This is a genomic window from Bradyrhizobium sp. SZCCHNRI1009 (assembly GCF_032487575.1).
GTDB lineage: Bacteria > Pseudomonadota > Alphaproteobacteria > Rhizobiales > Xanthobacteraceae > Bradyrhizobium.
On sequence record NZ_JAUEUL010000009.1, the window covers coordinates 1 to 19,983 of the forward strand.

Annotated in this window: 12 protein-coding genes and 1 pseudogene; 5 read left to right on the forward strand and 8 right to left on the reverse strand. The window is 66.2% G+C overall.

What is annotated here, in order from left to right:
- Positions 1–295 precede the first annotated feature (295 nt).
- Positions 296–2,446, forward strand: a complete 2,151-nt coding sequence (locus QX010_RS17145) for a PAS domain-containing methyl-accepting chemotaxis protein (protein ID WP_316180743.1) — start codon at positions 296–298, stop codon at positions 2,444–2,446.
- Positions 2,447–2,458: 12 nt separating this feature from the next.
- Here QX010_RS17145 and QX010_RS17150 read toward each other — a convergent pair whose 3' ends face one another.
- Entirely contained in the window at positions 2,459–3,013 is a 555-nt protein-coding gene (locus tag QX010_RS17150) for a DUF3124 domain-containing protein (protein WP_316180745.1), read from the reverse strand.
- Between the two features lie 25 nt (positions 3,014–3,038).
- Here QX010_RS17150 and QX010_RS17155 point away from each other — a divergent pair, with 25 nt between their 5' ends.
- Both QX010_RS17155 and upp read left to right on the forward strand, forming a co-directional pair.
- Complete coding sequence (locus QX010_RS17155; protein ID WP_315800150.1) at positions 3,039–4,766, forward strand: cation:proton antiporter; 1,728 nt, start codon at positions 3,039–3,041, stop codon at positions 4,764–4,766.
- Positions 4,767–4,819: 53 nt separating this feature from the next.
- The gene (gene upp, locus QX010_RS17160; RefSeq protein WP_315800151.1) at positions 4,820–5,455 is read left to right on the forward strand and encodes a uracil phosphoribosyltransferase; all 636 of its coding nucleotides are present in this window, start codon (positions 4,820–4,822) and stop codon (positions 5,453–5,455) included.
- Between the two features lie 11 nt (positions 5,456–5,466).
- On the opposite strand, the gene QX010_RS17165 is transcribed toward upp, so the two are convergent.
- The 5 genes from QX010_RS17165 to QX010_RS17185 all read right to left on the reverse strand — a co-directional run bounded on the left by QX010_RS17165 (position 5,467) and on the right by QX010_RS17185 (position 12,669).
- Positions 5,467–6,390 carry a DMT family transporter gene (locus QX010_RS17165; RefSeq protein WP_316180747.1) on the reverse strand — a complete coding sequence of 308 codons (924 nt, stop codon included), beginning with the start codon at positions 6,388–6,390 and terminating at the stop codon, positions 5,467–5,469.
- A 78-nt stretch (positions 6,391–6,468) separates the two neighbouring features.
- Positions 6,469–7,356, reverse strand: a complete 888-nt coding sequence (locus QX010_RS17170; RefSeq protein WP_316180749.1) for an NAD(P)-dependent oxidoreductase — start codon at positions 7,354–7,356, stop codon at positions 6,469–6,471.
- Positions 7,353–8,487, reverse strand: a protein-coding gene (gene prfB / locus QX010_RS17175; protein WP_315737783.1) for a peptide chain release factor 2 whose coding sequence is annotated in 2 segments (ribosomal slippage) — positions 7,353–8,417 and positions 8,419–8,487 — 1,134 coding nt in all. Because the reading frame shifts where the segments join, the coding sequence is not laid out codon by codon here. The genes QX010_RS17170 and prfB overlap by 4 nt, the downstream gene beginning before the upstream one ends.
- Before the next feature lie 127 nt (positions 8,488–8,614).
- Positions 8,615–11,122 carry a penicillin-binding protein 1A gene (locus tag QX010_RS17180; RefSeq protein WP_315800153.1) on the reverse strand — a complete coding sequence of 836 codons (2,508 nt, stop codon included), beginning with the start codon at positions 11,120–11,122 and terminating at the stop codon, positions 8,615–8,617.
- A gap of 230 nt (positions 11,123–11,352) precedes the next feature.
- Positions 11,353–12,669 carry an N-acetylmuramoyl-L-alanine amidase gene (locus QX010_RS17185; protein WP_316181015.1) on the reverse strand — a complete coding sequence of 439 codons (1,317 nt, stop codon included), beginning with the start codon at positions 12,667–12,669 and terminating at the stop codon, positions 11,353–11,355.
- Positions 12,670–13,474: 805 nt separating this feature from the next.
- Here QX010_RS17185 and QX010_RS17200 point away from each other — a divergent pair.
- On the forward strand, positions 13,475–16,699 hold the full coding sequence (locus tag QX010_RS17200) for an Rne/Rng family ribonuclease (protein WP_410051959.1): 3,225 nt from the start codon (positions 13,475–13,477) through the stop codon (positions 16,697–16,699).
- Between the two features lie 111 nt (positions 16,700–16,810).
- Here QX010_RS17200 and QX010_RS17205 read toward each other — a convergent pair.
- Positions 16,811–17,074, reverse strand: a pseudogene (locus QX010_RS17205) (dicarboxylate/amino acid:cation symporter); the annotation flags it as partial.
- A 37-nt stretch (positions 17,075–17,111) separates the two neighbouring features.
- Complete coding sequence (locus tag QX010_RS17210) at positions 17,112–18,311, reverse strand: pyridoxal phosphate-dependent aminotransferase (RefSeq protein ID WP_315800157.1); 1,200 nt, start codon at positions 18,309–18,311, stop codon at positions 17,112–17,114.
- Positions 18,312–18,463: 152 nt separating this feature from the next.
- Between QX010_RS17210 and QX010_RS17215 the strand changes: the two genes are divergently transcribed.
- Positions 18,464–19,858, forward strand: coding sequence for a M48 family metalloprotease (locus tag QX010_RS17215; protein ID WP_316180756.1), 1,395 nt, complete (start codon positions 18,464–18,466; stop codon positions 19,856–19,858).
- Positions 19,859–19,983 lie beyond the last annotated feature (125 nt).

The window sequence follows — 19,983 nt, forward strand, 5'->3', positions numbered from 1 at the left end:
CGCCTGCATTTTTTTCGCAGGCGGGCCATGGGTGAGGCCTTCACCCGGCATTCCCTGCGCCCTCGTCTCGAGGGCTCGCTGCCGAAAGCTCGGACGCCCGTGCGTCACGAGGGATTTCGCATGCTCTATTGCTGATTGTTTGAGACGGTATCCGGCTCTCGAACCATCGCAATGCACAACGCGTAGTCCTACGGTGCCCATCTTTTACGCAACATTTAACGATCGGACCGCCTTCTCGCGTTCGTCCGAAGTTCAAATTCCGAATCCGATTCAATGGGCAGATGGAGTTCATACCGTGCGCAAGAATCTACCCGTCACGACCCATGAATACACGATCACCGATGAGACGCTGATCGTCTCGCGCACCGATCTGAAGGGCAAGCTGACCTATTTCAACGAGCAGTTCGTCGATGCCGCCGGCTTCACTCCCGACGAGCTGATGGGCCAGCCGCACAACATCATCCGCCATCCCGACATGCCGGAGGCGGCTTTCGCCAACCTCTGGGACACGCTGAAGCAAGGAAAGCCGTGGGCCGGCGCCGTCAAGAACCGCCGCAAGAACGGTGACTTCTACTGGGTGCAGGCGACCGCGTCGGCCATCCGCGAGAATGGCGAGATCACCGGCTACACCTCGATCCGCACCAAGCTGCCGGCTGAGCAGCGCGCCGAGGCCGAGAAGGTGTACGGGCTTCTCAACCAGAACAAGGCGCAGGACTACACCATCAGCGCGGGCATCATCCGCCGCCGCTCGGTGTTCGACCGCCTGTCGCTGTTCACGGGTACGCTCAAAGCGCGCCTGACGACCTTGGCCGCGGTGCTGGGCGTGTTCATGTTGATCATCGGCGCAGCCGGCCTGATTTCGACCCGCTCCACCAATGTCGCCATGAAGTCGCTGTACGAGGATCGCACGATACCGCTGGCGCAATTGTTCGAGATCAACGATCGCACCTTGCAGAACATGTCGTCGCAACAGTCCGCGGCGGCGAACGGCAAGGCCGGAAAGCCGATTGACGGCATCAGGGCGCTGGTGGACGGAAACAGCGCCAGGATCACCAAGGTCTGGGCCGACTACATGGCGAGCTACCTGACCCCGGAGGAGAAGATTGTCGCCGATGCCTTCGCGATCAGGCGCAAGGCCTATCTGGAGGAAGGCATCAGGCCAGGCCTGGCTCTGCTCGAGCAGGGCAAGTTCGACGAAGCGAGCCAGCATATCGCCACCAAGGGGCATGATCTGTTCGAGGCCGCCAAGCACGAGCTCGACAAGCTCGTCGAGATCCAGGTGAAGGAAGGCAAGGCGCTCTACGAGGAGGCCGAGAGTCAATATCTGGTGGTGCTCGCGATCATTTCGGTGATGATCCTGGCGGGCATCGGAATCGGCGCCACGTTCAGCCTGCAGAGCATCCGCGCGGTGCTGCGGCCGCTCAAGGTGCTCAACGACGCGATGCAGAACATCAGCCAGGGCAAGCTCGACAACCGCATTCCGGTAGAGCGCGACGACGAGATCGGCGAGGCGCTGCGCAACCTGCAGACCGTGCAGGCCATCGTCCGCTTCAACAGCGAGGAAGTGAAGGCTGTGCAGCACTCGGCCGAGGTCACGCGCAAGGCCGGAATGAACAAGCTCGCCAGCGAATTCGAAAGCGCGATCGGCGGCATCGTGCAGACGGTGTCCTCGGCCTCGTCCCAGCTCGAGACGTCCGCCGGCACGCTGACCTCGAACGCGACGCGCTCGCAGGAGCTCGCCACCACCGTGGCCGCCGCGTCCGAGCAGGCCGCCACGAACGTGCAGTCGGTCGCCTCGGCCACCGAGGAGCTGACCTCGTCAGTGACCGAGATCAGCCGGCAAGTCCAGGAATCGGCGCGCATCGCCAACGGCGCCGTCGATCAGGCGCGCACCACCAACGACCGCGTCAACGAGCTGTCGAAGGCGGCCGCGCGGATCGGCGACGTGGTCGAGCTGATCAACACCATCGCAGGCCAGACCAACCTGCTGGCGCTGAACGCCACCATCGAGGCGGCGCGCGCCGGCGATGCCGGCCGCGGCTTCGCGGTGGTTGCGTCCGAGGTCAAGGCGCTCGCCGAGCAGACCTCGAAGGCGACCGGGGAGATCGCCCAGCAGATCTCGGGCATCCAGGCGGCCACGCAGGAATCGGTGTCGGCGATCCGGGAGATCAGCACGACGATCGAGCGGCTGTCGGAAATCTCCTCGACCATCGCCGCCGCCGTCGAGCAGCAGGGTGCGGCGACGCAGGAGATCTCGCGCAACATCCAGGAGGCGTCGCGCGGCACCACCGAGGTCAACACCAACATCGTCGACGTCCAGCGCGGCGCCTCGCAGACCGGCTCCGCGTCGGGAAGCGTGCTGTCGGCGGCGCAGTCGCTGTCGCAGGAGAGCGACCGGCTGCGGCAGGAGGTCGACAGATTCCTCGACAACGTGCGGGCGGCCTGAGCCGCCCCGCTCTCATCGCCCGGTCAGCCGGATCGGGCGGCCCTGACTGATGAAGGCGTAGTGGCCGGCGCCGATGCCGCCGACCATCAACGCCTCGACGACGGGCTCGGCGATCTCACCGGTCGCGGCCCAGTCGACGACGAAATTGGCGCCGGTGCCGCCGCGAGTGTCCTTGACGGGCACGAAGATCTCGACGGTCGCGAACGGCCTCAAGGCGACGGGCTCGCGCAGATGCGCCTCCACCAGCGTGCCGGCCGTGTCGTAATAGTTGATGCGCCGGACGATCAGCGGCCGCTGCTCGGAGGCGTTGTGGATGCTCAGCGTCACCGAGAAATCGGCCTGGACCCGGCCCGGGGTCATCGCGACGCTGGAATAGACGGGGACATAGACGGCGCCCGTGACCGTGACGGGCTCCGCCGGAACTGGCGTCAGCGAGCTCGCGAAAGCGGTGGTCACGTCGTCGGCGGCCTGCGCCGCGCCGGCCGCAACAGCTGCGATGAGCAGCAGCGCGAATGCGCCGGTCCGGATGTGACAGATTGCGGGTTTCCTTGCGCGGCGGCCCGACATAAGTTGCCGCCTCGGGGGTTGCTTCATGCATGAACTGATCGGCGACATCACGCTCTGCATCCTGTTTGCGTGGGTGCTTGGACTGGCGGCGCACAGATGGCGCCAGCCCTCGATTCTCGCTTATCTGGTCGCGGGCTTCGCCATTGGCCCCTTCGGCACCGGCTGGGTCAAGTCCCAGGAGTCGATTTCCGTGATCTCGGAACTCGGCCTGATCTTCATGCTGTTCATGATCGGGCTCGAGATCGACCTCAAGAAGATCATCCGCGCCGGCCCGGTGATTCTGATTGCCGGCGGGGTCCAGCTGCTCGGCGGCGCCGCGCTCGGCATCCTGTTCTTCGTCGCGATCGGCATGCGGATGGGCGCCGAGAGCTACGACGCGCTCTATCTCTGCGTCGCCTGCGCGCTGTCCTCGACCGTCATCATCGTCAAGGTGCTGTACGAGAAGCGCGAGCTCGACACCCTGCCCGGCCGCATCACGCTCGGCGTGCTGGTTCTGCAGGACGTGTTCGCGATCCTGTTTCTGGCGGTGCAGCCGAGCCTCGACGACCTCCATGTCAGCGTGATCCTGCTGTCTTTCGCCCGCGCCGGCACGCTGGTCGCGATCGCCCTGTTGCTCAGCCGCTACGTCTTGCCGCCGGTGTTCCACCGCATCGCGCGCACCCCCGAGCTGATCCTGCTCGGCGCGCTGGCCTGGTGCTTCCTGATCGGCGAGATCGCGGAAAGGCTGCACCTGTCGCGCGAGATGGGCTCGCTGGTTGCGGGCGTCTCGCTGTCGACCTTCCCCTACGCGCTCGACGTCACCGCCAAGGTCACGACCCTGCGCGATTTCTTCATCACGCTGTTCTTCGTCGCGCTCGGCATGACCATCCCGATCCCGACACTGTCCGTGGTCGGACTGGCTCTGGTGATCGCGCTGTTCACGGTGGCGAGCCGGCTGCTGACGACGTTCACGCCGCTCTACATGATGCGGCAGGGCCTGCGCGCCAGCCTGCTGCCGGCACTCAACCTCGCCCAGATCAGCGAATTCTCGCTGGTCGTGATCCAGACCGGGGCCGCCGCCGGGCACCTCAAGAACGGCACGTCGAGCGCGGCGTCCTTTGCCTTCGTGCTGCTCGCGGTGCTCTCGACCTTCGTCATCGTCCGCTCTGACCCGATCGCGCGGCGAAGCATCCCGCTGCTCAAGCGGCTCGGGCTGCGCGACCTCGATTCGAGCAAGGACGGCGAGGCCGGCCATGAGGGCGGGCACGGCGCCGGACGGCCGATCGTTCTCCTCGGTTTCTTCCGCACGGCCAGCGCCCTGCTGAGCGAGATCGAGCGCAACGAGCCGGCGCTGCTGGAACAGATCGGCGTGGTCGATTTCAACCCGGTGGTCTTCCGCACCCTGTCCGATCGCGGTATCCAGGTGACCTATGGCGACATCAGCAATGTCGACACGCTGATTCACGCGGGGGTCGGCCAGGCCGAGTTGATCATCCTGAGCATCCCGGACTCGCTGCTCAAGGGCGCCAACAACGAGAAGCTGGTGCGCCACGTGCGCAGCATCAATGCAACGGCCAAGATCGTCGCGACCGCCGACCTGCTCGCCGACGTCAACGACCTCTACGATGCCGGCGCCGACTATGTGACCGTGCCGCGGCTCAGCGATGCGCAGGTGCTGCTCAACCTGATCCAGGACGCCAGCGCCGGGCTCCTCTCCGAGCGCCGCAGCCAGGCCGAGGCGATGCTCGCCGACCGCCGCGAGGTGCTGCCATGAGCCAGGCGCGTATCCATCTCCGACACAATCTCTGATCCCGCTGGACTTGAAGCATGGCAAACACGAGCGTTCACGTCGTCGATCACCCGCTGGTCCAGCACAAGCTCTCCTTGATGCGCGAGCGTGACCGCTCGACCAAGGGCTTCCGCGAGCTGTTGAACGAGATCGGCATGCTGCTGGCCTATGAGGTCACGCGCGACCTGCCGCTCGAGCTCGTCGACATCGAAACGCCGATCGCCCCGATGAAGGCGCCGAAGATCGCCGGCAAGAAGCTCACCCTGGCGCCGATCCTGCGCGCCGGCGTCGGCTTCCTCGACGGCATGCTGGCGCTGATGCCGTCCGCGCGCATCGCCCATATCGGGCTCTACCGCGATCCCAACACGCTGCAGGCCGTCGAGTACTACTTCAAGGCGCCCCAGGATCTGAGCGACCGCACCGTGATCCTGATGGACCCGATGCTCGCGACCGGCAACTCCGCCTGCGCGGCTGCCGAGCTGCTCAAGACGCGCGGCGCCCGCGACATCCGTTTCGTCTGCCTGCTGGCGGCACCAGAAGGCATCGCCAAGTTCGAGAAGGAGCATCCGGACATCCCGATCTGGACCGCAGCGATCGACGAGAAGCTGAATGACCACGCCTACATCGTGCCCGGTCTCGGCGATGCCGGCGATCGGATGTTCGGCACGAAGTGATCGTGAACGGTTCAGCAGGACGGTCGCGGTGAAAGGCGAATGACACTGAGGATGCGACCATCGATCACCAGCAGCGCACTCCCGATCACCAGCGCACCGCTGATCTCCCGCAACGAGATGCTTTCGCCGAGCACCAGCGACCCGAGCAGGATCGTCGTCAACGGGATCAACAAGGTCACCAGCATCACGTTGGTCGCCCCGGAGCGGCGCAGGATCTGGAAGAACACGATATAGGCGAATGCCGTCGACAGCGCCGCAAGGCCGATGACCGCGAGCCACGTCTGCAGCCCGGGAAGCGGGAGACGCCAGGGCTGGTCGACCGCGCCGGCGATGACCAGCATCATCACGCTCGAAGCCGAGAACTGGAAGGTGGCGGTCGCGAGCGGCGGCGATTGGGCGAGATGGCGGCGCACCAGCAGTGCGGCGATGCCGTAGCTGAGCGATGCGCCAAGACCGAACAGAATGCCGTAGCCGCCTGCCGAGCCGCCGAGCCCCGATCCGCCTCGCAGGATCACGACGCCGACGAGGCCCACGATCAGGCCCGCAGCCCGCCGGACCGACAGCCTTTCATCCCCCGCGGCAGCCATTACCACGATGGTGAACAGCGGCGTGGTCGCGTTGAGCACCGCGGCAAGACCGGAGGTGATGAACGTCTGGCCGATCACGATCAAGCAGAACGGCACGACATTGTTGAACAGCGCCACGGCGAGGAACGGCAGCCAACCGACAATCCCCCTGGGAAAACCGAGCCCGCGCAGGCGCGCCACCGGCAGCAGAATCGCAGCCGCCAGCACGATGCGCAGCAGCACCAGCGTCAGCGGCGGCAATTCCTTCAAGGCGAGGCCGTTGAAGATGAACGATCCGCTCCACAGCAGCGAGAGCAGGCCGAGCAGCGACCAGTCCCGCGCGTCCATGCTCTCGTTCTGGGATGTCATCGCCGCAAACCGCTGTTTCATCTGCGCGAGCCTTGCAGGCGAAGCCTCGCGCCGTCCACCCGCTTTCCGTTGGTGTGTCTACGGCATGGACCTCGGCCGCGAGACCAGCTCGATCATGCGGCCTTCGTCCTCATCCGGCATCGCCGCCTTCGCCCGCGCATAGGCGTCGACGGCCGCCTGTGCCATGACGGGGCGCTCACCGAGCAGTTCCTCGGCGAGCTGCAGCGCATAGGCTGCATCCTTGTGACGGAGTGCTGCGGTGAAGCTCGCGTCGGCGAAGTTGCGCGCGACCATGCGCGGGGCGTGGCGCAGCACCTGCGGGCTCGCCGCGACGCCGCCCTGGATCGCCTCGAGCACGAGATTCATGTCGAGCCCGGCCTGCTCGGCGATCGCGAGCCCTTCGGCGAGACCCGCGATCTGCATCGCGCCAAGCAGGTTGTTGATCAGCTTGTAGACGGTCCCGGTGCCCACCGGTCCGAAATGGCGAATGGTCGAGCCGATCGGCGCCAGATAGGGCCGGGCGCGGTCGAGATCGGCGGCGTCGGCGCCGATCAGCAGGGTCAGCTTGCCGCTTGCGGCCGCGTCGGGCAGCCCGGTCACCGGACAGTCGAGATATGTCACGCCGCGCGCATTCAGCTCGCGCGACAGGCGCAGCGTATGATCACGCGATACGGTCGAACATTCGATCGCAATCGTGCCGACCCGCATGGTGGCGGCGGCGCCATCCGGCCCGAGCCACACCGCGCGCGAGGCGTCGTCATCCGCAACCATGGTGACGACGGCGACGGCATCGATCGCCGCATCGGCCGGCGAGGTCGACCAGCGCGCGCCGCGCGCGATCAGATCCTCGGCCTTTGCCTTGTTGCGATTCCAGACCGCCACGGAATAGCCGGCATCGAGATAGCGACCGGCCATGCCGTGGCCCATCCGCCCGAGCCCGATGAAGGCAACGCGCGCCGCGCTCAATCCACGTCCTCGATTGCGGCGCCCGGCGTCGTGCCGAACGCGCGCTGTGCCAGGGTCGCGGCCATGAACTCGTCGAGATCGCCGTCGAGCACGCCTGCGGTGTCCGACGTCTGCACGCCGGTGCGCAGATCCTTCACCATCTGATAGGGCTGCAGCACGTAGGAGCGGATCTGGTGGCCCCAGCCGATCTCGGTCTTGGCCGCCTGATCCGCCGCCGCCTTCTCCTCGCGCTTCTTCAGCTCGATCTCGTAGAGCCGCGCGCGCAACATGTCCCAGGCCTGGGCCCGGTTCTTGTGCTGTGAGCGGCCGGCCTGGCAGACCACCGCGACACCGGTCGGGATGTGCGTCAGCCGCACCGCCGATTCGGTCTTGTTGACGTGCTGGCCGCCGGCGCCGCCCGACCGCATCGTGTCGACACGGACGTCGGACTCCTTGATGTCGATCTTGATGCTGTCATCGATGACCGGGAAGATCTGCACCGAAGAGAACGAGGTGTGGCGCCGCGCATTCGAATCGAACGGCGAGATCCGGACCAGGCGATGCACGCCGGCCTCCGTCTTCAGCCAGCCATAAGCGTTGTGCCCGGAGATCTGGATGGTCGCGGACTTGATACCGGCCTCTTCACCCAGTGATTCCTCGAGATACTCGACCTTGAAGCCGTGGGTCTCGGCCCAGCGCGTGTACATGCGCAGCAGCATCTGCGCCCAGTCCTGGCTCTCGGTGCCGCCGGCGCCGGCATGGACCTCGAGATAGGTGTCGAACTTGTCGGCCTCGCCGGACAGGAGCGCCTCGAGCTCGCGCCGCGCGACCTCCTTCTTCAGCTCCTTCAACGCATTCTCGGCTTCAGTGACGACGCCGGGATCGTTCTCGGCCTCGCCAAGCTCGATCATCTCGATGTTGTCGCTGAGCTCACGCTCGACCTTGCCGATGCCGGTGAGCGAGTCCTCCAGCGAGGTCCGCTCCTGCATCAGCCGCTGAGCTTTTTGGGGGTCGTTCCAGAGATTGGGGTCTTCGGCGAGCTTATTCAGCTCGGCCAGCCTTGCCGTCGATGTCTCGACGTCAAAGATGCCTCCTCAGCAGCCCGACCGACTGCTTGATCTCTTCTACGATTTTCTCGATTTCCGCGCGCATGTCGCTCTCTTCAGGCCACGGCTCCAAGCGCCGCAGCATCGTCTCTCACAGGGGGATGTAACGGCGCTCGGCGCAAAGCGCAATCGCTCCGCGCCGCAACGGCATCAGTTTCAGCCGGCCCAATAGCCTAATAGAGGCTTCCCGTGCCTGGACGGATGATGAAGCTGCCAGCATCAGGCTGGCCGCCGCTCTGCGACGGCATCACGCGTCCATCGGCGTCGGCGACACCGATGACGGAGTAGTTGTCCGGCGGCGCCGTACCCGGCTTGAATGCTTCCATGATCGTGCGGCCGCCGTCGCCAGGGCTTGCGCGCATGCCCGTCTTGGCATCGACACGGACCAGCTTGATGCCGGCCGGGATCTTGAAGGGCGTGGCCGGCTTGTCGGCCAGCGCGAGCTTCATGAAGTCTTTTGCGATCGGTGCGGCCAGATGACCGCCGGTCGCAGCGTTACCCCGACCGAGCGGCCGCGGCTTGTCGTAACCCATGTAGATCGCGACGGCGAGGTCGGGCGAGAAGCCGACGAACCATGCGTCCTTGGCCTCGTTGGTGGTGCCGGTCTTGCCGGCGATCGGCTTGCCGACCTCCTTCAGCACGGTCGCCGTGCCCGCCTGCACCACGCCCTCGAGCATCGAGGTGATCTGGTAGGCCGTCATCGTATCCAGAACCTGCTCCCGGCGGTCGACCAGCTGCGGCTCGCTCTGGTTCTTCCAGCCGTCCGGGGCGTCGCAGCCGCGGCACTCCCGGGCATCATGCTTGAAGATGGTGTGGCCGTAGCGGTCCTGGATGCGGTCGATCAAGGTCGGCTTCACCCGACGGCCGCCATTGGCGATCATCGAATAGGCGGTGACCATGCGCATGGCCGTGGTTTCGCCGGCGCCGAGGGCGTAGGACAAGTAATTCGGCAGCTCGTCATAGACTCCGAACCGCTTGGCGTATTCGGAAATCAGCGGCATGCCGACGTCCTGCGCGAGACGCACGGTCACCGTGTTCAGCGACAGACGCAGCGCGTTGCGCAAGGTCGTGGGCCCGAGATATTTCCCGTTGGAGAAGTTGTCGGGGCGCCAGACCTGCCCGCCCTGCCCCTGGTCGATCTCGATCGGTGCGTCGACGACCTGGGTCGACGGCGTATAGCCGTTGTCGAGCGCCGAAGAATAGACGATCGGCTTGAATGACGATCCGGGCTGCCGGTAGGCCTGCGTTGCGCGGTTGAACTGGCTCTGGTCGAAGGAGAAGCCGCCGACCATCGCGAGCACACGGCCGGTGTTCGGGTCCATGGCAACCATCGCGCCGGACACTTCGGGCAGTTGCTCGAGGCGATACTGGCCTTCGACCGGATTGCCTTCCTTGTACAGCGGATCGGCATAGATCACGTCGCCCGGCTGCAGCACCTGGGCGACCGACGTCGGCACCTTGCCGCGGCCGTTGGCCGTCGCAGCCCGCGCCCATTTCACGCCGTCAAGCGTGATCAGGCCGGTCTGGCGTTCCTTGCTGACGGCGCCGCCGAGTTCGCGCGGCGGCTGGAAGCCGATGCGGGCGGACTGGTCACTGGTCTCGAGCACTACGGCCATCCGCCAGGGCGAGATGTCGGAGAGCGACTTGATATCGGCGAGCTTCACACCCCAATCACCCGACGTGTCGAGCTTGGAGACGGCTCCGCGATAGCCCTGCTCCTGGTCGTACCTCACGAGTCCGGCGACCATGGCCTTGCGCGCCATGACCTGGATCTTCGGATCGAGCGTCGTCCGGACCGACAGGCCGCCCTCGTAGAGCTTCTTCTCGCCATAGCGCTCGAAGATGTCACGGCGCACTTCCTCGGCGAAATATTCACCCGCGAAGATGTGGGCGCCGGTGTTGCGGCTCGCGATCGTCAGCGGATCCTTGCGCGCCTTGTCGGCGTCGGCCTGCTTGATCCAGCCGTTCTCGAGCAGACGATCGACGACGTAGTTGCGGCGCTCGATGGCACGGTCGCGGTTCCGGATCGGATGCAGGCTGCCCGGCATCTTCGGCAGAGCCGCCAGATAGGCGGCCTCGGCCACCGTCAGTTCGTTGACCGACTTGTCGAAATAGACCAGCGACGCCGCGGCGATGCCGTAGGCGCCGGAGCCGAGATAGATCTCGTTGAGATAGAGCTCGAGAATCTTGTCCTTCGAGTAGGTGCGCTCGATGCGCATCGCCAGCAGCGCTTCCTTGATCTTGCGGGCGAACGACACTTCGTTGGTCAACAGGAAGTTCTTGGCGACCTGCTGGGTGATGGTGGAGGCGCCCTGCGGACGGCGATTCGAGCCGAAGTTCTGGGCGTAGACCACGGCAGCGCGCGCCATGCCGGTGAAATCGATGCCGCCATGCTCGTAGAAGTTCTTGTCCTCGGCGGCGAGGAAGGCGTTGATCACGAGCTTGGGAACCGCCTGGATCGGCAGGTACAGCCGGCGCTCCCGGGCATATTCACCGACCAGCGAGCCGTCGACCGCGTGCACGCGCGTCATCACCGGCGGCTCATAATCCTGCAGCTGGGAGTAGTCAGGCAGATCCTTGGAAAAATGCCAGATCAGGCCGGCCGCTGCTGCCACACCGACCAGGAACAAGACGGTACCGGCCGCGAACAGGAAGCCCAAAAACCGCACCAGAAAGCGCATCGGCGAATATCCGTTCCAACTCTTGTTTCGTCTCTCGGCTCGGACGCGGCGCACCCACAGGCGCTACCGCCAAAAATCACACGGTCGGCTGCAATGCCGCGTGACCCATGCCAGAGAAACGCACGGTCAAGCCTATCAGCGGTCAAGCCTATCACAAGTCTGCCGAGAAGGAATCCTCACTGATTCCGGGTGCCTCGCAGCACGTTTATACGGATGTTGCTGTGGCCAAACTAGGGCTTTGCGCGGACCGCCATCGGCTTGTCCGGCCTCTCGGGGCCCGCATTGGCAATGCGCTTGGCCAGAAAGGCATCGATCGCCCGCGCCATTGCGTCCGCCGTGCGCGACCGCCATGCGTCGGAGACCAGGTTCCCCATATCGCCCTTATTGGAGACATAGCCGAGTTCGACCAGCACGGATGGCACGTCGGGCGCCTTGAGCACGCGGAAACCGGCCGATTTCAGCGGGCGCTTATGCATATGCACCGCCGTCTTCATGTCGTTCATCAGCACACGGGCGAACCTGTTGGAAAACGTGCGTGTTTCCCGGCGGGCCAGATCGATCAGGATGTCGGCGACGTCAGCCGGCTCCTCGGTCAGATTGACCCCGCCGATCTGGTCGGCGCGGTTCTCGGTCTCGGCCAGCCGTTCCGCCTCGACGTCGGACGCCTTGTCCGACAGCGTGTAGATAGTCGCGCCCTGCGCAGTGCCCTCACCCCGCGGCAGCGCGTCGGCGTGGATGGAGACGAACAGAGCCGCCGATTGCTTCTGGGCGATGCGGACTCGGTCTCCAAGCGGGATGAAGGTGTCGTCGTCGCGGGTCATGACCACGCGGAACTTGCCCGACCGTTCGAGCCGGTCGCGCAGCGCCTGGCCGAAGGCGAGCACCAGATTCTTCTCCGGCACCTCGCCGCCCTGGGTGCCGTAGTCGATTCCTCCATGACCGGGGTCGATCACGACCACGGGCCGGGTGTCCGGCGGGCCATCGGTCGGAGGGGTGGCGATGGCGACCGTCGTCGGCGGCGGCCGGACTGCCGGCGCGGGGGTCCCTGCGACCGCGACGGACGCCGTCGCGGAACCCGAATCGGCAGGCCTGGCCCGGCTGTCGCTGCCGACGGCGCGGGCGAAAGTCGCCTCGTCGACCTCCTCCAGTTCGAGCACCAGCCGCGGCGGCTGGCCGTTGGCGGCATCCAGCACCGTGGAGTTGGCGATTCGGGCCGGGCCGGTGAGATCGAAGACGATGCGGGATCCACCGGGCATCACCATCCCATAGCGGAACGCCTTCACCAGACCACGGCCGCTCGTCCCGGCTCCCGTGGGCAGATGAAAGCTGACCTGGGGCAGGTCGACGACGACGCGATAGGGTTCGCTGAGCAGGAAGGCTCGAAACGGCACCGTCCGGTCGAGATCGAGCACGAATCGGGTCTGTCGGGAATCGCCGGCGACCCGTGCATCGGTGGCGATCGGGAACCCGGGCCCGACTACGGCAGGCGGAACCTGGCCGACCGGCCCGCTCTGGGCGCGGGCCGGAATGGCGGCCGCGCATAACATTTGCGTGACGCACAGTGACGCGCATCCCAGCAAGGAAAGGTAATTCGCCCGGCCAACTGCCAAATCGATGCCTCCGCGGGATCGTCTTACCGCAACCAATCCCAGGGGTTAATCGCCAAATTTTGTCATTTTCGTTAAAGGCCACCGATTGTTGCGGTTCCGCGACGCTTCGCTTGCGCGACCTGACCATTCCTCGTATGTACGAAGGGCTGAAGGCTAATCCTTACTGCCGGTTGTGTCGCGTTCAACCTCCGGTGAAACGCCGGAAGCTTCGTGATCGGGGTGCTCGGTATCGAGTCCTTGATCGTGGCGGAGATTCCAGCGCCTTTCCGACGCTCCACCAAAGCCTGCGCGATCCCGCGCGGCCGCAACGGAGAGCCGGTCACGAGCCGAGTGGCGCCTGTCAGGGCGCCTCCTCGCAGAGACCGCCCGGGCACCAGGTCAGACACGGTATAGCCTGATACCGCGCCCGTGACAGGGTGGGTATTCGATCCAGGCAAGCGTTTCGGCGCAATCTGGCCTTCGGCAACAGAGAAGGCGGCACCCGCTGCCGCCCACATATTCCAGACGGGCCGACGCTTGATGCGCCAGACTGAGTTGCCAACCATGACCAGCGGACGATCCGCGCCGATGCGGGGCCAGACCCCCGCCCGGCCAATCGCCCCGCCGGCATCAGGGTTGGCGCGGCGCGACCAGCTGCGTTTAGGCCTTCCCCTCACCCCCGAATCAGGTGGACCGTCGCGTCATCCGACAGCGCGCCACGCGCTCGCGGCCAATCGCGCCCGTCGCCTCCAAGAGTTCCAATATGCCCAACAAGATGTTGATCGATGCTACCCACCCGGAAGAGACCCGGGTCGTTGTCGTCCGCGGCAACCGCGTCGAGGAATTTGATTTCGAAACGGCCCAACGCAAGCAGCTCCGCGGCAACATCTACCTCGCCAAGGTTACCCGCGTTGAGCCCTCGCTGCAGGCCGCCTTCGTCGAGTATGGCGGCAACCGCCACGGCTTCCTCGCCTTCAGCGAAATCCATCCGGACTACTATCAGATCCCGGTCGCCGACCGGCAGGCTCTGATCGAGGCCGAGGAGCGCGCGCACCGCGAAGCCGAAGAGGAAAGCGAGAACCGCTCCAATCGCCGCCGCAACCGGCACCGCAGTTCACGGCGCCGCGGCAGCGGCGAACGCGTCCAGAGCGAGATCGTCGAGGCCGCCGAGGCGGGCCTCCCTGCCCAGACCGAGGGGCATGAGGCCGACCACGAGGCGCCTGAGCACCACGCCTATGCGCAGGACGATCAGCCGCACGCCGACGCGACCGAGGCGCAAGGCTTCTCCGAGGGCCCGGTCGAGACCCACGACCAGGACGCGCCGGGCGAAGCTCAACAAGGCGCAGCCGACGAATCGCACGGCCATGCCGAAGAACCGCATGATGCCGTCGCCGCGCAGGCCCACGACGCCGCCGCCGAGCAGCCCACTGGCGAAGTCGCGCAGACCGGCGACGCGCCCGCCACCGAGGCAGCCAGCCCCGTCCTCGGAGCGGACGAGCACGCCGACGAGCATGACCATGAGAGCCACGGTCATGACGAGCATCATGATGGCGAGCACGAGCATGATGAGCTCGATCATCACGAGCACGACCATCACGAGCATGATCACGATGAGCACGATCACGACGATGACGTCGCTCCCATGGCCGAGCACACAGATCACGGCGTCACCATCGTGCCCGGCGACGAGAACGGCTCTGAGGCCGTGTCCGGCGACCACGAGGACGACGAGGACGACGGCGAGGAGATCGAGGAAGAGCTCGTCGAATCCGTCGGCGGCGACGACGTGCTGGAAGAAGTGCCGGAGCGCACCTTCCGTCCGCGCCGGCAGTACAAGATCCAGGAGGTCATCAAGCGCCGCCAGGTGATGCTGGTGCAGGTCGTGAAGGAGGAGCGCGGCAACAAGGGCGCCGCGCTGACGACCTATCTGTCGCTCGCCGGCCGCTACGCCGTGCTGATGCCCAACACCGCCCGCGGCGGCGGCATAAGCCGCAAGATCACCTCCGCGCAGGACCGCTCGCGCTTGAAGGAAGTGGTGCAGGACCTCGACGTGCCCGAGGGCATGGGCGTGATCCTGCGCACCGCCGGCGCCAACCGCACCAAGCCCGAGATCAAGCGCGACTTCGAATATCTGCTGCGGCTGTGGGAAACGGTCCGCGACATGACCTTGAAGTCGCAGGCGCCGACGCTGGTCTACGAGGAAGGCTCGCTGATCAAGCGCTCGCTGCGCGACCTCTACAACAAGGAGATCGACGAGATCCTGGTGGCCGGTGAAGACGGCTACCGCGAGGCGCACGACTTCATGAAGATGCTGATGCCGACCAACGTCCGGGCGGTGAAACAGTATCGCGACGGCCAGCCGCTGTTCTCGCGGATGGGCGTCGAGAGCCAGCTCGACGCGATGTTCTCTCCGACCGTGCAGCTGCGCTCCGGCGGCTATATCGTGCTCAACCAGACCGAGGCGCTGGTCTCGATCGACGTGAACTCCGGCCGCGCCACGCGCGAGCATCACATCGAGGACACCGCGCTCAAGACCAATATGGAGGCGGCCGAGGAAGTGGCGCGGCAGCTCCGTTTGCGCGACCTCGCCGGGCTGATCGTCATCGACTTCATCGACATGGACGAGAAGCGCAACAACCGCTCCGTCGAGCGCAAGCTGTCGGACTGCCTGCGGCAGGATCGCGCGCGCATCCAGGTCGGCCGGATCTCGCACTTCGGCCTGTTGGAGATGTCGCGCCAGCGCATCCGTGCCAGCGTGCTGGAAAGCTCGACCGAGCCGTGCGCGCATTGCGGCGGCACCGGCCATGTGCGCTCGGTATCCTCGGTGGCGCTGCAACTGCTGCGCAGCCTCGAAGAAACGCTGATGAAGGGCGCGACCCACAACCTCGTGGTCCGCACCCGCACCGAGGTGGCGCTCTACGTGCTGAACCACAAGCGCGGCCATCTGCGCGACCTCGAGAACAGCTTCAAGGTCTCGCTCGCCGTCATCGCCGACCCGAGCGTGAGCGGCCAGCAATCCTTCATCATCGATCGCGGCGAGCAGGTGCATACGCTCGAGGCCGCCAAGGCGCTGCTCGCGGCGCAGGCCTCCGCCCCGCCGCTGGTGGCCGAGGACATCTACGACGAGGAAGAACCCTTCGACATCGAGACGGAATCCGAGGTCGAGACCGAGGAGACCGAAGGCCTGTCCGAAGACACGGCCGACGGCAGCGGTGCCGAAGGCGAGCGGGATGGCGCGCGTCGCAAGCGGCGCCGGCGTCGTCGCGGCCGCGGCGGCGAGACCCGCGAGGGCGCGCTGCCTGAAGGAACGGCCGGACTGCAGCCCGCGGAGCCGGGCCCTGCCGCCGACCAGTCAGCCGAGGACTCCGACGGCGAAGACGACGAGTCGGAGGAACAGCCTGCGTTCGCCCAAGGCGAGCAGACGGATCAGCCCGGCGGCGAGCGGCGTCCGCGCCGGCGTGGACGTCGCGGTGGTCGTCGGCGGCGCGGTGGCGCGGAAGAAGGTCTCGCCGCATCGATCGGCGACGAGCTCGCGCCGGCTTCGGCATCGGAGGCAGAAACCGCCGTGGCCGATTTCGACGGCAACGGCGCTTCCCACCACGACGAGGAAGAGCCGGCAGAACCCGCGGCGCCGGTCCGTGCGCCGGCCGCAACCGAGGCCGATGAGCCCCTCGCTGGCGCCTCCGCGCCAATGCCCCAGGCTGCTCCCGGTCAACCCGAAGTGCAGCAGACCGAGGCTCCGAAGACGGAATCCGAGAAGACCCCGCGGCGTTCGACGGTTCGCGAGAAGGTCAGCTTCCTCACCGAGCCCAGGCCGGAGAGCGCGGTTTCGGCCGTCAACCTCGCCGAGAGCAGCACGCCCGCTCCGGCTGCCGATGTCGCGGCGTCCGAACCGGTTGCCACCGAGCCGGCGGCCACCGATTCCTCGTCCCCTGCGGCCCCGCGCCGGGCCGGCTGGTGGTCCCGCCGTTTCGGTGGCGGGCAGTAGCCCCCGCTCTCCGACGCTTCAATGCAAAACGCCCGGCCAGATGGCCGGGCGTTTTTCATATGGCGTATGGCGATCGTTCCTGGCCGTGACGACCGGAGGCCGCTCAAGCCTCGTCACGGCCGTCTCGACATCCGACGGATCGATCTGCTGATTGAGCCGTCTCAGCAGGAGATCATGGTCGCGTTCGTCTTCCCTCCACGAGACGAACACGGCGGCCGTGCCGTTGCCGGTGATGCTGGCCAGCGCGCGCGGCTCGCGCATGAACTCGTCGATCGAGAACACGATCGCCATGCCCGGAACCAGGGCGGCTTCACGACCGCCAGCGTTGCTGGCCAAGGTGATGAAGCCGGCACCGTCAACGCCGCTCGTGCCCTTCAATCACGAAGGGTGCACAACCGACCTCACCCGCGCCCTAGCCTAGCCAGCGCGCGATCCGGGCCACCGCCTCACGCATGTCCTCGGCCGAACGCGCATAGGAAAAGCGCACGAAGCTGCGGCCGTGGATCGGATCGAAGTCGACGCCCGGCGTGGCGGCCACATGGGTCTCCTCCAGCATCCGCTTGGCGAAGTCGAAACTGTCGGAGGTGAAGTCGGACACGTCGGCATAGAGGTAGAAGGCGCCGTCGGCCGGCAGGAACCGGGTCAGGCCGGCCTTCGGGAAACCCTCGATCAGGATGCGGCGGTTCTCCTGGTAACCGTGCTTGATGGCCTCCATCTCGGCCCGGCCGTCGAACGCCGCTTCCGCCGCGATCTGCGACAGGGTCGGAACCGAGATCGCGAGGTTCTGCTGCAGACGCTCGATCGGCCGCACCAGCGCATCCGGCACCACCATCCAGCCGATGCGCCAGCCCGTCATGCAGAAGTACTTCGAGAACGAGTTGATGATCAGGGCCTCGCTCGACAGCTCCGCCGCCGTCACCGCCGGAAACGCGTAGTCCAGACCGTGATAGATCTCGTCGGAGATGAAGCGGATGCCGGCATCGCGTGCGGCTGCAATGACGCCGCCCAGCGCCTCGCGCGACATCATGGTGCCGGTCGGATTGGCAGGGCTTGCCACCAGCACGCCCTTCAGCGGCGTCTTGCGGTGCGCGGCGAGCAGCGCCTCGCCGGTCAAAGCGTGACGGTTCTCCGCCGTGGTCTCGATCAGCACCGGCTCGCAGCCCAGCGCCGTCAGGATGTGGCGATAGGGCGGATAGCCCGGCACGGTCACGGCCACGCGGTCACCGGGCTCGAACATCGCCAGGAACGCCAGGATGAATCCGGCGGAGGATCCCGTCGTGATCACGATCCGCGCCGGATCGATCTCGCAAGCATGCGTCTCGCGATAGTGCCGTGCGATTCGCTGCCGCAGCGACAGCAAACCCAGCGCCGAGGTGTAGTCGATGCGGGCCTGATCGAGCGCGGCATGCGCGGCCGCGATGGCCGCTCGTGGCGCAGCCGCCGCCGGTTGGCCGACCTCCATGTGAATGACATGTCCGCCGCCCGACTCGATCCGCTCGGCCGCAGCCATCACGTCCATCACCATGAACGGTGGAACATTGCTGCGCGCGGACGGCGCCGTCAGGTTGGCGATCCGCTGTTCCAATGTCGGTATCACTGTCGCATCCACCATCGATATCTGCTATTGACCCCGGCTGTCCGGACCCGCTCCGTGAACCGGTCGAGGTCAGCCCATGGGCCTCGTTCGCCGCAGATGAGCCGCATTCCGCCGTTTGGTGGGCAATAGCCCGTCTCGCGCCTCGCGCCAATTGCAAAGATCGCCTGATGTCGCTCCGTATCGTTCTTCGCAAGAAACTGTCCGGCGGGCTTGCCGCGGTCGTCGCGGCGGCCGTGACGCTGGCGCCGCTCGCGCCTGCGTCGGCGCAGCAGGGCAAGGGACCGCCGATCCTGCGCGACACCGAGACCGAGGTGCTGCTGCGCGAATATACGCGGCCGATCCTGCGCGTCGCCGGGCTCGAAAAGCAGAACATCCAGATGGTCATCATCAACGATGCGTCCTTCAACGCGTTCGTTGCCGACGGCCGCCGCATCTTCGTCAATTACGGCGCGATCCTGCAGTCGGAAAATCCGAATCAGCTGATCGGCGTGCTCGCGCACGAGACGGGCCATCTCGCCGGCGGTCATCTCGCCAAGCTGCGCCAGCAGCTCGCCACCGCGCAGACCCAGATGATCATCGCCACCATTCTCGGGGCCGGCGCCCTCGCCGTTGGCGCGCGCGGCGGCGGCAGCGGCCTGGCCAATGCGGGCGCCGCGACGCTGTCGGCCCCGGGCGAGGTCATCCGCCGATCGCTGTTGTCGTATCAGCGCCAGCAGGAGGAGAACGCCGACCGTGCCGGGGTGAAATTCCTCACCGCGACAGCGCAATCGCCGAAGGGCATGTACGAGACGTTCAAGCGCTTCACCAATGAGAGCCTGTTCGCCGCGCGCGGCGCCGACCCCTATCTGCAATCACATCCGATGCCGGCCGATCGCGTCGAGGCGCTCGAGGGCCTCGCGCGCCAAAGCCCCTATTGGGACAAGAAGGACGACCCCGCACTGCAGCTCCGCCACGACATGGTCCGTGCCAAGATCTCGGCCTTCATGGAACGGCCGGACACGGTGGCACGGCGCTATCCATTGTCGGACACCGGCCTGCCCGCCCGCTACGCCAGGGCAATCTCCACCTACCTGCATGGCGACCTGCGCAGCGCCCTGAGCCAGATCGATGGCCTGATCCAGGTGCAGCCCAACAACCCCTATTTCTACGAGGTCCGCGGCCAGGCCCTGCTGGAGGGCGGCCGCCCGGCCGAAGCGATCGCCCCGCTGCGCAAGGCGGTGCACCTGTCCAATAACGCCCCGCTCATCGAGATGTTACTTGGTCAGGCCTTGGTGGCATCCGAGAACAAAGCCTACACTGACGAGGCGATCTCAATCTTGCGCGCGGCGGTCGCGCGCGAATCCGAGGCGCCGCTCGGCTATTCCCAGCTCGCGATGGCCTACGGTCGCAAGGGCGATTATGCGGAGGCGGATCTGGCCTCGGCGCAGGCCGCCTTCCTGCGTGGCGACAACAAGACGGCGCGCGAGCTTGCCTCGCGTGCAAAAACCCGCTTCGCGGTCGGCTCGCCGGGCTGGGTCAGGGCCGACGACATCGTCACGGCAAAGCCGCTTTCCGGCCAGTAGGGTGTCGGACAGCGGGGGTTGGCGCCCGCTGAAGTTTTGAACTACTGCTATCATCCGATCCAGAATATCAGAATACCGTCACGACCATCGACAAGGACCCGATCATTTGACCCAGAGGACCTCCT

Bases quoted from the DNA above. Each gene is read 5' to 3' on its own strand.
- QX010_RS17180 (WP_315800153.1), bottom strand. From the start codon at position 11,122: ATGCGCTTTCTGGTGCGGTTTTTGGGCTTCCTGTTCGCGGCCGGTACC.
- QX010_RS17185 (WP_316181015.1), bottom strand. From the start codon at position 12,669: ATGTTATGCGCGGCCGCCATTCCGGCCCGCGCCCAGAGCGGGCCGGTC.
- QX010_RS17210 (WP_315800157.1), bottom strand. From the start codon at position 18,311: ATGGTGGATGCGACAGTGATACCGACATTGGAACAGCGGATCGCCAAC.
- QX010_RS17165 (WP_316180747.1), bottom strand. From the start codon at position 6,390: ATGACATCCCAGAACGAGAGCATGGACGCGCGGGACTGGTCGCTGCTC.
- QX010_RS17215 (WP_316180756.1), top strand. From the start codon at position 18,464: ATGTCGCTCCGTATCGTTCTTCGCAAGAAACTGTCCGGCGGGCTTGCC.
- QX010_RS17155 (WP_315800150.1), top strand. From the start codon at position 3,039: ATGCATGAACTGATCGGCGACATCACGCTCTGCATCCTGTTTGCGTGG.
- QX010_RS17200 (WP_410051959.1), top strand. From the start codon at position 13,475: ATGCCCAACAAGATGTTGATCGATGCTACCCACCCGGAAGAGACCCGG.
- QX010_RS17150 (WP_316180745.1), bottom strand. From the start codon at position 3,013: ATGTCGGGCCGCCGCGCAAGGAAACCCGCAATCTGTCACATCCGGACC.
- upp (WP_315800151.1), top strand. From the start codon at position 4,820: ATGGCAAACACGAGCGTTCACGTCGTCGATCACCCGCTGGTCCAGCAC.